Source organism: Roseibium sp. Sym1, from assembly GCF_027359675.1.
Lineage (GTDB): Bacteria > Pseudomonadota > Alphaproteobacteria > Rhizobiales > Stappiaceae > Roseibium.
The window spans coordinates 4,681,222-4,693,762 of the sequence record NZ_CP114786.1 but is presented as its reverse complement, the minus strand read 5'-3'; the positions used below and the strand labels follow the sequence as shown (position 1 = coordinate 4,693,762).

Genomic DNA, 12,541 nt, shown 5'->3' with positions numbered 1-12,541 from the left:
GGGGACAGATGTCTGACACTGCAACAGCCAAAATACCGGCAAGCCTTGTGGCCGGGGCCCGCGCCATCGTGCGCTCCCCGGACACGGCCGAGAAGGTTCGTCTTGCCTACGCCGTTTCCAAGGCCTGGTTTCAACGCGACCTTGCCCTGGGCACTCCCTCCCTGGACGGCGCCATGCCGGACCGTCCGGGGCGTCCGGACAGGCCGGAATTGCGGGCGCCGCGGGACATGCCCAAGCGCAGCCTGCGGGGACAGGCCGGACGTCTTGCGCTGATTCACTCCCTGGCACATATCGAGCTGAACGCCGTCGACCTGACCTGGGATCTGGTCGGCCGATTCGCCCACGTGCGTCTGCCGAGGTCCTATTATGACGACTGGGTGCGTGTCGGACTGGAGGAAGCCAAGCATTTTGCCATGCTACAGGAAAGGCTGGCACAGCTCGGCGCCACCTATGGCGACCTGCCCGCCCATGACGGCCTGTGGCAGGCGGCACAGGATACGGGGCATGACCTTGCGGCCCGCCTGGCCATCATTCCGCTGGTCCTTGAGGCGCGCGGCCTCGACATCACACCGCCCATGATCGAAAAGGCGCGCGCGATCGGTGACGAGCAGACCGCAAAATGCCTCGACATCATCTACAGGGACGAGAAGAACCACGTTGCCTTCGGCGCCAAGTGGTTCCGTTTTCTGTGCGACCGTCAGGGAAACAGACCGGAACCGGCATTCCATGGCTTTGTGCGACGCCACTTTCGCGGAGCGCTCAAGCCTCCCTTCAACGATCGCGCGCGTTCCGAAGCGGGACTAACCCCCGGTTTTTACAAACCTCTTGCACCGATCGTCGGGTAATTTCCGGCACCGTGAAGACGAATTATTAACCTTACCAAATTCTAATCAGACTCAGTTCTTTTGCAGAATGCAGGCAGTGACTGAGTGACCATGCGACAGCGCCAAGAATCGACGCGACCCTACCGGGCACCTACCGCGGCTCCCAAGCAAGCGGAGGCCCGGACAGACGTGAAAACGACGACCTACAACATGCGGCCGATGCATCTGGCGGGCGGCGCGCTGGCATGCGTGGCGGCGACACTCACCATTGCCGGCTCTATCGGATATTACGTGCTTCGCGGCGACATCATCGCGGAAGCAAGCGCCGAACGGACCGAGCTGGTTCTGGAATACCAGGATCATATCGACCGCCTGCGCGCGGAAATCGAGACGCTCACCAGCCGGCAGATGGTCGACAGGGAAACAGTCGAGATCCAGGTCATGGATGTTCTGCGGCGTCAGCAGGATCTCAACCAACGCCACGCCATTGTCGCCGACCTTGTTGCCCGCGCCGAGAGCGTCGGCATCTACCTGAGCAACGACAAGCCGCTCCCGCCGCAAAAGCCGTCTCTGGATGCCCGCGGACTGGCGTCTCTCGACGGCGACGATGCCACGGCCATCGGCGGCGAGAGCCAGCTGATTGAGGAGCCGGTCAAGGCTCTTGGACTGCGCGACGGCAACAGCAAGTCTTTCGATCCCCTGACGGTCCTGCAGCAACCGATTTCCGGCAGGGACGGCGTGCCGCAGGGCCTAAAAAAAAACTCTGAAAAACAGGCCGCACTCGACGCGGTAAAGGCCCATATTTCAGCGATGGATGTGGAAAGCACCGCCGCGGTAGACGCGATCACCGTCGCAACGGAAAGCCGTATTGACGAGATCCTCGGGATCACCAGCTCAATCACACCGGGCGTCAACAAAGCGCTACGGGAGCAGACTGCCATTGGCGGCCCCTTCCAGCCGATTACGGAAGAAAACTTTCCGGACCGCCTTGAACGCGCCAGGGTGGCACTGACGGCGTTGCGCCGGGTCAAATTCACCGCGCTGCGCCTGCCTGTGAAGCGGCCGATCCGCAACGGATCCGTTTCCAGCAGCTACGGTCCGCGTGTTGACCCCTTCCTGGGGCAACTGGCCCTGCACACCGGCATCGACTTCAAGGCCCCCTACGGCGCCCGTGTGTTTGCCACTGCTCCCGGAACAATCCTGAGCGCTGAACGCCACGGCGGTTACGGCAAGATGGTCGAGATCCGCCACGCCAACGGCTTTGTCACGCGATACGCCCACCTCAGCCGCATCCAGGTCTCCGCGGGCGACCATGTTCTTGCCGGCGATCTGATCGGAAATGTCGGATCGACGGGACGGTCCACCGGCCCGCATCTGCACTACGAAATCCGCAGGCATGAAAAGCCCAGCAACCCCGCGGCCTTCCTGGCCGCCGGAGACAAGCTGGCCGAGCTTTCCCTTTGAACCGCCACAGAAACAAGAACGGGGCCGATCGGCCCCGTTTTCGTTTGTCCTGAACCAGCACCCTATTCGACGTCTTCCACCTCGACGGGGTCGCCGCCAAAAACCCTTTGGGCCAGCGCCGCTTCCATGAACGCATCAAGGTCTCCGTCCAGCACATCGCCCGGCGACGTGCTTTCGACCCCCGTGCGCAGGTCCTTGACCAGCTGATAGGGCTGCAGGACGTAGGAGCGGATCTGGTGTCCCCAGCCGATGTCGGTCTTGGAAGCCGCCTCTGCATTGGCCGCTTCCTCCCGCTTTTTCAGCTCGGCTTCGTAGAGCCGCGCCTTCAGCATGCCCCAGGCGGTTGCCCGGTTCTTGTGTTGCGAACGCTCCGACTGGCACTGGACCACGATCCCGGTCGGCTGGTGCGTGATACGCACGGCCGAATCCGTCGTGTTGACGTGCTGTCCGCCCGCACCGGAGGCCCGGTAGGTATCGATACGGCAATCGCTTTCGTTCACATCGATTTCGATGCTGTCGTCGATCACCGGATAGACCCAGGCGCTGGAGAAGCTGGTATGACGGCGGGCGTTGCTGTCATAGGGCGAGATCCGTACCAGCCGGTGAACACCGGATTCGGTCTTCAGCCAGCCATAGGCGTTTTCGCCCTTGATCAGCAGAGTCGCCGACTTGATGCCCGCTTCTTCGCCGTCGTGGTATTCCAGCACCTCGACCTTGAAGCCATGTTTCTCGGCCCAGCGGCGATACATGCGCAACAGCATAGAAGCCCAGTCCTGGCTTTCCGTGCCACCCGCGCCGGAGTTGATTTCAAGATAGGTATCGTTTGCGTCGGCCTCGCCGGAAAGGAGGGACTGGAGCTGAAGCTTGTTGACCTTGTCCTTCAGGCCGCGCAGCGCCGCCTCCGCGTCCTCGACAACGGACTTGTCGTCTTCCATTTCGCCGAGTTCGATCAGCTCGACATTGTCGGACAGATCCTGTTCCAGCTCCCTGACGCCGCTGATACCGTCATCAAGCTGCTGGCGTTCGCGCATCAGCTTCTGCGCTTTGCCCGGATCGTTCCAGAGGTCGGGATCCTCCGACAGGGCATTCAGTTCGTCCAGACGGACAAGAGCCTGGTCCCAGTCAAAGATGCCTCCTCAGCAGGCTTATGGCCTGCTTGATTTCATCGACGATCGCTTCCATTTCGGCGCGCATCGGATACCTCGCTTGTTGTTCTGGATTCGGCCCGCCCGTCCAACAACAGGACGTCGGGCCGCGAATTGGAGCGGGACATTACCCGCGTGGCATGTCCCTGTAAACAGTCGGGGCGGCCTCCGCGAGAACGCGGCGCCGCCCCGTTGAAATCCGGGATCAGTAAAGCCCGCTTGTTCCGTTGAAGACGGCGCCGGCGGCTTCCGGCGACACTGCGGTGGGCACACCCATGGAGCTCTGGAAATCGATCACCGAATAACTGTCGTTCGGAGCCATTCCCGGCTTGAACGCTTCCAGAATCGCACCAGGTGTCCCCGGTGCAGCCCTTTGGCCCGTCCTGCGGTTGATGGCGATCAGCTGAAGTCCCTTGGGCACGCGGAACTCCACCGGCGGTTTTTCCGCGAGCGCCTGCTTGACGAAGTTCACGAAGATCGGAGCGGCAACCTGGCCGCCTGTGGCACCACGTCCCATCGGCTTGGGATTGTCGTAGCCGACGAACACACCGACCGCGAGATCCGGGGTGAACCCCATGAACCAGGCGTCTTTCTCGTCGTTGGTGGTTCCCGTCTTGCCGGCGACCGGGCGTCCGACGGCGCGAACACGCGTTGCCGTGCCGCGCTGGACCACGCCTTCCATCATCGAGGTGATCTGGTAGGCCGTCATCGGATCGAGTACCTGCTCCCGGTCATCGATCAGCGACGGTTCGCCCTGCCCTTCCCAGATGTCCTGGGTGCAGCCGTCGCAGATGCGGCTGTCATGCTTGTAGATCGTGCGTCCATAGCGATCCTGGATCCTGTCGATCAGGGTCGGACGCACCTTCTTGCCGCCATTTGCGATGGTCGCATAGGCGGTGGTCAGACGCAGCACCGTGGTTTCCCCGGCTCCCAGCGACATGGACAGCACCGGAAGCATGTTGTCGTAGATACCGAACCGCTTGGCATACTCGGCCACCAGCGGCATGCCCATGTCCTGGGCAAGACGCACCGTCATGACGTTTCTGGACAGTTCGATGCCCGTGCGCAAAGTCGACGGACCGTAGAATTTGCCGCCATAATTCTGCGGACGCCAGGTTCCCAGGCCCGGCCCCTGGCTGATTTCCAGCGGCGCGTCCATGATCACCGAAGACGGTGTGTAGCCGTTGTCGAGAGCCGCTGCATAAAGGAACGGCTTGAAGGACGAACCGGGCTGGCGGTAGGCTTGGGTGGCGCGGTTGAATTCGCTCTGCGCGAAGCTGAAGCCACCGACGAGTGCCAGAACACGCCCGGTATAGGGATCCATCGCAACCAGCGCGCCGGAGACCTTCGGGATCTGGCGCAACTCGAAGGTGCCGGGCGCGACATCGCTTTCCTGAACGTAGACCACATCGCCCGGCGCAAGAACGTCGGACACGGAACCTGGCGCCCTCCCGTTGACCCGGGCCCATTTCATGGTTTCAAGAAACAGCGCACCGGTCTGGCGTTCGTCGGACAGCTTTCCGCTGACCAGGTTTTTCGGCTGAATGCCAACCTGTGCCTGGTCGCTGCCGCTTTCCAGAACCACGGCGAGCTGCCACTCGGGAATGTCGCTGAGCGCCTCGACCTTGGCAAGGTCCACGCCCCAGTCGGCGCCAAGAGTGATCCGGTCGACCGGTCCCCTCCAGCTGCCGCGCTTGTGATCGAAATCGATCAGGCCGTCCATCAGCGACTTGCGCGCCAGTTTCTGCATTTCCGGATCCAGGGTCGAGCGCACCGACAGCCCGCCCTCGTAGAGACGCTTGTCGCCAAAGATATCGGCAACTTCGCGCCGGACCTCCTCGGTGAAATACTCGGCGGCAAACAGCCGCGAGCCGGTTTCGCGCGGCTTGACCACGATCGGCTTCTGCTTGGCTTCCTCGCCGTCCTCCGTGCTGATGTAGCCATCGGCCATCATGCGGTCGAGCACGTAGTTGCGGCGCGCGATCGCCGCTTCGGTCTTCCGGTAGGGATGATAGTTGCTCGGCCCCTTGGGCAACGCCGCCATGTAGGCGATCTCTTCGAGCGTCAGTTCATGCACCGACTTGTCGAAATAGATCAGCGAGGCAGCGGCCACGCCGTAGGCGCCGAAGCCGAAATAGATCTCGTTGAGATAGAGTTCGAGAATCTCGTCCTTGGTGTAGGCCTGCTCGATCCTGAGCGAGAGGATCGCTTCCTTGACCTTGCGCTCGTAGGCGGCGGAACGGCGTTGGCGCTCTTCGCTCACGAGGTCCGACAGGAGAAAGTTCTTCGCCACCTGCTGGGTGATGGTCGAAGCGCCTTCCGGGCGCCGTCCGGAGCCGTAGTTCTGAACGAGCCTCACGACCGCACGGGCAATGCCTTCCGGGTCCACCCCGATATGTTTGTAGAAGTTCTTGTCTTCCGCCGCGATGAACGCCTGCTTCACCCGGTCTGGAATCGCCTGGATCGGCAGGAACATGCGCCTCTGTGTCGCGTATTCGGCCATCAGGCTGCCGTCCGCGGCATGAACGCGGGTCATGACCGGAGGCTCGTAATTCTTCAGCGCTGTATAGTCCGGCAGATCCTCTGAAAGGGTCTGCAGATACATCCACACGCCGGCCGCAATCAGAAGCGCGAACACCGCCCCGATTCCGAACAGGTAGCCAAAAAACTTCACCAGGAATTTCATACCGCGGGCTCGTCTTTCCCCGTCTTTGAATCAGTCTGAGATCGTTGCGCTCAGTCGTCTCCGGCTTTTAACACGGAAACCTGAACACGGCACGCCCAGATACCGACTGTCGCACAAACTTGTCCGCCTTCCTCGTGCACTAATATGGCGATGCTGAGGCAATTCCGGCACGACCCTCCGGTTTTACAAGGCAATTCAATGTTTTTACTGCGATGGTGCCTCTTGCTGTCGGGCCAGCCGGGGCCTGAAAAACCCGTGCACGGCCTCCGTCATGGCACTGGCCATGCGCTCGCGCCATTCGTCTGAGATCAGAAGTTTCTCGTCATGTTCGTTCGACAGGTAGCCGAGCTCCACGAGAACGGAAGGCACGTCGTGCGCCTTCAGCACCCGGAAACCCGCCGACCTGTGCGGATTGTTGATCAGCCGGACGGCACTTTCCAGCTCGCTGACGAGAGACCGCGCGAAATAGACCGAGAATGACCGCGTCTCCCGGCGCGCAAGGTCCAGCAGGATATCGGTGACATCGGTAGGCTCCTCGTCCAGATCGACACCTGCGATCACGTCAGACATGTTTTCCGAAACGGCGAGATCCTCGGAAAGCTGGTCGGAGGCCTTGTCCGAGATTGTGTAGACCGTCGCACCACGCGCGAATTTCTGCCCGCGGCGCACGGAATCGGCATGGATCGAGATGAACAGGTCCGCTTCCAGCTCGTGACCGATCTCCACACGGCGCGACAGCGGCACGAACGTGTCGTCATCGCGCGTCAGTTCCACCGTGTAAAGCCCGCTTTCGTCGAGTTTCGCCTTCAACAGATTTGCGAAGTCCAGCACGATCGCCTTTTCCAGCGCTCCATGAACGCCGGTTGCGCCGCTGTCGATGCCGCCATGGCCGGGATCAAGGACAATCAGCGGCTTGTCCTTTTCCTTTGGATCCGTCAACCGGTCGCTCTTCGGCGCAGGTTTCGTGACCTGGGCGCTTTTCTTCACCTTCGATGATTCGACAAATGCGTCGAAATCCTTCGCGGACGAACGCACAAGATCCACGACCAGGCGGGCCGGCTGATCGTCAACGGCAGGCAGAAAGAAGGTCTTGTCGACCTTGACCGGGCCGGTCAGATCCATGACGACGCGCGACTTGCCGGTCGCGAAAAGGCCGAAACGCCAGTCGCCGACAAGGCCCCGCCCCTCCTTGCCGGCATCGGCCGGAAGGGAGAAGGTCACCTCCGGCAGGTCGATGATCAGCCGGTACGGGCTGGGCAGTCCCGAGATAACAGGTGTGACCTGACGGTCCATGTCGAGCACGAATCGCGTCCGCGACTCGTCGCCGGCCACCCGAGCCCCGGTGACGACCGGCTTGTCCGCCTCGGCAACCGCCGGCCCCGCCTGTGCCGATATGGCAGCCGCCAGCAGGGCGAGGACCATCGCCAAGCGTCTCAACAGACGTCCACCGCTCATCAGACCAAGATCCACCTGGGGTTTTGTATCACGTATCAATTCAATTGTTCCGGCCATCATGCTTTTGAACCGTGTGGCGGAGAACACGCCCGCCCTGTCATACGCCAACCGCGACCAGAGGAAAATGCCTTATCCAATTCACATTGCTTGCAATGCGGCGCGGCGGAACGTAATAGTACCTTACGGATTTCGGTTTGATACCGATACCTTCCCGGATGGCGGACATGGGTGTCTATCCACAACGTCATCGCATTCCCAGGCTTCCGGGCAGCAGGACAGAGGCCGTCCTGATGCTCCGCGACAGCGTCTGGAAGGCGGCGGAAAAGGTATCGGCACCTCTTTGAGACCGCCCCGCCTCGCAACGTGATGCCCTGATCAATTGGCAGTTTTTCCGGCGAGGTTCGCGGCGGATATGAAAAAGGGCGAACCCTTCCGAAACCGGATGCAGGTCAAGCGGCGAAGCCAAACCTGCACACCGGACAACAGTACAACGACTTAACTCAAGGGCCTGCGTTGCCCCGAAGGACCCGCGCGATGCACATGGTGATCGACATTCAGCAAGGAACCGCTTTTGCGGCCGCTTGCGTTGATCATACGACCGCGCCGGGCGCAGACGCCCTTGCACATCTTAGCAAAACAAGTACGGCAGCCATCCTCCTTTCGGGCGATGCGCGTTTTGCATACGCGCCCATGAGCGCTGCCGTGGAGACGTTCAATAATGGCAAACAAAATGCTGATCGACGCGGGCCACCCGGAAGAGACCCGGGTTGTCGTCGTGCGTGGCAATCGGGTTGAAGAATTCGACTTCGAGGCAGCAAACCGAAAGCAGCTGCGCGGGAATATCTATCTGGCGAAAGTAACGCGGGTCGAGCCTTCGCTTCAGGCAGCTTTCGTCGAGTATGGTGGAAACCGGCACGGGTTCCTCGCTTTCAGCGAAATTCATCCAGACTATTACCAGATCCCGGTCGCCGACCGCGAAGCCCTGCTCGCGGCCGAGGCTGCCGATCGTCAGCGTGACGATTCGGACGCGGACGAGAAACCGAAGCGCCGGCGCCGTTCCCGCGCCGCGAAGAACGAGGCAGCCGCCGAGACCGTCGCCAGCGAAAAAATTGAAGACGACGCGTCCGAGGACGCGGACGGCACCGCAGACGCCGCCGGTGACGAAAACGGCACCAGCGATGTGAACGAACAAGCCGCATCCGGTGACGAAGCCGAAGATGCGTCCGTGAGTGCGCGTTCCGACGACGAAACCGGCGACGCCGACGAGGACGACGCCGACGCCAGCGCCCAGGAAGACGAAGACGACACCGAAGAGGTCGAAGCGGCTCCGACCCGGGCACGTGGTCGCCGCCGCCGCCGCAAGAACGATGACGACGATGACGGCGAATCCGATGACGACGCGGTCGAGTCTGTCGGTGCCGAAGACGCCATGGAAGAAGTTCCGGAGCGTGTCGTACCGATGCGCAAGCAGTACAAGATCCAGGAAGTCATCAAGCGCCGCCAGATCATTCTGGTGCAGGTCGTCAAGGAAGAACGCGGCAACAAGGGCGCGGCCCTGACAACCTACCTGTCCCTGGCCGGCCGCTATTCCGTGCTCATGCCGAACACCGCGCGTGGCGGCGGCATTTCCCGCAAGATCACCCAGCCGACCGACCGCAAGCGTCTCAAGAAGATCGCCTCGGAACTGGAGGTGCCGGAAGGCATGGGCGTGATCCTGCGCACCGCCGGTGCCAGCCGCACGAAGGCCGAAATCAAGCGCGATTTCGAATACCTGATGCGGCTCTGGGAAAATGTCCGGGAGTTGACCCTCAAATCGAGCGCCCCAAGCCTCGTCTACGAGGAGGGCAGCCTGGTCAAGCGCTCGATCCGCGACCTTTACAACAAGGACATCAACGAAGTCCTTGTGGCCGGTGACGAGGGCTACCGCGAGGCGAAGGACTTCATGCGCATGCTCATGCCGAGCCATGCCAAGAACGTCCAGCCCTACCGGGACCCCTCGCCCCTGTTCATCCGCTATGGCGTCGAACCACAGCTCGACGCGATGTTCTCGCCACAGGTGACGCTCAAGTCCGGCGGCTACATTGTCATCAACCAGACCGAGGCGCTGGTCTCGATCGACGTGAACTCCGGCAAGTCGACCCGCGAGCACAATATCGAGGACACGGCACTTCAGACCAACCTGGAGGCCGCGGAAGAGGTTACCCGGCAGTTGCGTCTGCGTGATCTGGCCGGCCTCGTCGTGATCGACTTCATCGACATGGAAGAGTCGAAGAACAACCGGTCCGTCGAACGCAAGCTCAAGGATTGCCTGAAGAACGACCGGGCCCGCATCCAGGTCGGCCGGATCTCTCATTTCGGCCTTCTGGAAATGTCCCGCCAGCGTATTCGCACGGGCGTTCTGGAAAGCTCGACGACACCCTGTCCGCATTGCCAGGGCACCGGCATGATCCGCTCGGTGGAATCGGTTGCCCTGCATGTGCTGCGGTCGATCGAGGACAACCTCCTCAAGGGGGCCTCGCACAACCTGATCATCCGCACCACCACCCAGGTGGCGCTCTACATTCTCAACCAGAAGCGCACCAACCTGGTCGATCTCGAGACCCGTTTCGCGATCGAGATCGAGGTGCACGCCGACGATATGGTCAACGGCCAGCTTTATGTGCTCGAGCGTGGTGCTGCGGTCGACCGGGACCGTTTCCCCACTCCTTCGCCGACGGTTCAACCCGACACGATCGAGATCATCGACGAGGAAACCGAACAGCCCGACGACTACCTGGAGAGCGCACAGGACGACGATTCCGAGGGCGATGGCCGCCGCCGCCGCCGCCGCCGCAAGCGCCGGAGAGGCGGTTCGGACAATCAGCAGGACGATGGTGACAACCGTCAGGCGTCCGCGGGTGACGACGAAACCGACTCCGACAGCGCTCAGACTCAGGACGCCCGCTCGGAAGACGACGACAGCTCGGACGACGAGCCCCGCCGCAAGCGCCGTCGTGGCCGCCGGGGCGGTCGTCGTGGCCGCCGCAACGGCGAAGGTGACAACGCTGCAGCCGAGGCCGGTGACGCACAGTCCGCCGACGACAGCAATGCCGACGCCGAACAGCCGCAGGATGAAGCCGAACCCGCCGTCGCAGCGGAAATGGATGCATCCGAGCAGTCGGCCGAGCCCCCGGCACCGGCCGTCGAGGACGCAGATGCAGCAAGCGCGGCCTCTTCGGAAGAAGGCAACGAAGCCCCTTCGGAGTCTCCGGCAGACGCCACCACGGATGCGTCCCCGACCGAAGGGGAAGTTGCCGCGGAGTCCGAACGCGATGGTGAGGTTGCTACCGCAGGAGAAGAGGACGGCGATCAAGGCACGATTGTCGTGGAGACACCGACCTCCGAACAGCCAGTCGCCAACGAGACCGCGGAAAAGGCCGAGGAAGCAGCGTCGGCCGAACCGGTCGTGACCAGCGAAACTTCCGGTAACGAGCAGGAAGAAGACAAGCCGAAGCGCGTCGGCTGGTGGCAACGCGGCCGCTCGTTCTTCTGAGCCTGAGGTTTATCTGACAAGAGGAAAAGGCGGCCACCGGCCGCCTTTTCTGTCTGGTTCCGGCTTGCGCCGAACCATCCGGCCGTCAGGTGAGGAAACGGGACAGGCGCTGCAACGCCTCCTGCATGTCCTCATGCGCACCGGCGAACGAGAACCTCAGGAAATCGTGACCGTGGACCGGGTCGAAATCAACGCCGGGCGTTGCCGCGACACCGGCTTCCTGGAGGATCTGCCGGGCGAATGCGAGGCTGTCGGAGCTGAACCGGCTGATATCGGCATAGATGTAGAACGCCCCGTCGACCGGCAACAGCCTGTCGAGCCCTACGCGCGGCAGTCCGGACACCAGAAGATCGCGATTGGCCGCGTAGACGGCCTTGACGGCTTCCAGTTCCTGCACGGCGCCAAGAGCTGCGGTGGCCGCGATCTGCGAGAGTTCAGGCGGCGAGATATAGAGGCTCTGAGCAATTCGCTCGGCCGGACGAACCAGTTGTTCCGGCAGAACCATCCAGCCGATGCGCCATCCCGTCATGCAGTAATATTTCGAGAAGCTGTTGATGACGATGACGTTGTCCGACGTTTCCAGCGCGCTTTTCTGGCCCGCCGCATAGTCCAGGCCATGATAGATCTCGTCCGAGATGAACCAGATGCCGGCCTCTTCGCAATAGCGGACAAGATCATCCAGCGCTTCCGGGGTCATCATGGTCCCCGTCGGATTGGCGGGACTTGCCACCAGCACGCCTTTCACGGGGCCTTCCGCCTGTGCCCTGTCCAGAAGATCCGGTGTCAGGCTCCAGCGCGTTTCCGCACCTACCTCGATCTCCACCGGCACCAGTCCGAGGGCTTTCAGGATGTTGCGATAGGCAGGATACCCGGGCGCGGTCAGGACCACCCTGTCTCCCGGGTCGAAGGCGGCGAGAAACGCCAGGTTGAAGCCGGCCGAGGAACCGGTCGTCGCCATGATCCGTTCGACGGGAACATCGACCCCGTAGGTGCTCCTGTAATGAACTGCAAGCGCCTGGCGCAGCGGCGCGATCCCGAGAGCCTCCGTATAGCCGAGCCGGCCGTGTTCCAGGGCCAGGCGGGCGGCCTCCAGGGCGGCCCCCGGTGCCGGCGCCGAGGGCTGGCCCACTTCCATGTGTATGATCTTGCGCCCCTCGGCCTCCAGTCTTGCCGCTTCGGCCAGAACATCCATGGCAATGAAGGGGGCGACATCGCTGCGGCGGGAGGGCTGAAACGCGCTTTTGGTCATGGTGTCCTGCTGATACGGCTCGAAGGGACCTCCCCTATCGCGAATTTTCCGGCGCGATGCAACGCGAATGGTCGCCGCATGTGCCGGTATCGCCGCCCTCCGGCACCGTTTCTGACCTGTTTGTAATCCGGGTATTCTTGACCCGAACCACGGCACTCCATACCTTCGCCACAGAAAAGAACGATG

Annotated in this window: 7 protein-coding genes; 3 read left to right on the top strand and 4 right to left on the bottom strand. The window is 62.1% G+C overall.

Translation table 11 applies throughout. The features are described 5' to 3' along the window. Nucleotides 1-8: 8 nt before the first annotated feature. Together O6760_RS21460 and O6760_RS21455 are read left to right on the top strand one after the other, a co-directional pair. On the top strand, nt 9-845 hold the full coding sequence (locus tag O6760_RS21460) for a ferritin-like domain-containing protein (protein WP_269581723.1): 837 nt from the start codon (nt 9-11) through the stop codon (nt 843-845). A 168-nt stretch (nt 846-1,013) separates the two neighbouring features. Beyond that, nucleotides 1,014-2,288, top strand: a complete 1,275-nt coding sequence (locus tag O6760_RS21455) for a M23 family metallopeptidase (protein WP_269581722.1) — start codon at nt 1,014-1,016, stop codon at nt 2,286-2,288. A gap of 62 nt (nt 2,289-2,350) precedes the next feature. Here O6760_RS21455 and prfB read toward each other — a convergent pair. The 3 genes from prfB to O6760_RS21440 form a co-directional block, all read right to left on the bottom strand. After that, a protein-coding gene (prfB, locus tag O6760_RS21450) for a peptide chain release factor 2 (protein ID WP_269581721.1) occupies nt 2,351-3,482 on the bottom strand; the annotation gives its coding sequence in 2 pieces (ribosomal slippage) (nt 2,351-3,412 and nt 3,414-3,482; 1,131 coding nt in all). Between the two features lie 156 nt (nt 3,483-3,638). Further along, a complete protein-coding gene (locus tag O6760_RS21445; RefSeq protein WP_269586329.1) occupies nt 3,639-6,110 on the bottom strand; it encodes a penicillin-binding protein 1A in 2,472 nt (823 codons plus the stop codon). 213 nt (nt 6,111-6,323) lie between these two features. After that, the gene (locus tag O6760_RS21440) at nt 6,324-7,574 is read right to left on the bottom strand and encodes an N-acetylmuramoyl-L-alanine amidase (protein WP_269581720.1); all 1,251 of its coding nucleotides are present in this window, start codon (nt 7,572-7,574) and stop codon (nt 6,324-6,326) included. A 718-nt stretch (nt 7,575-8,292) separates the two neighbouring features. On the opposite strand from O6760_RS21440, the gene O6760_RS21435 reads away from it, so the two are divergent. Next, nucleotides 8,293-11,106: an Rne/Rng family ribonuclease gene (locus tag O6760_RS21435; RefSeq protein WP_269581719.1), complete on the top strand. Its 2,814-nt coding sequence runs from the start codon at nt 8,293-8,295 to the stop codon at nt 11,104-11,106. An 85-nt stretch (nt 11,107-11,191) separates the two neighbouring features. Here O6760_RS21435 and O6760_RS21430 read toward each other — a convergent pair whose 3' ends face one another. Then, nucleotides 11,192-12,355 (bottom strand): pyridoxal phosphate-dependent aminotransferase, encoded by a 1,164-nt coding sequence (locus O6760_RS21430; protein WP_269581718.1) that lies wholly within the window; start codon nt 12,353-12,355, stop codon nt 11,192-11,194. Nucleotides 12,356-12,541: the final 186 nt, after the last annotated feature.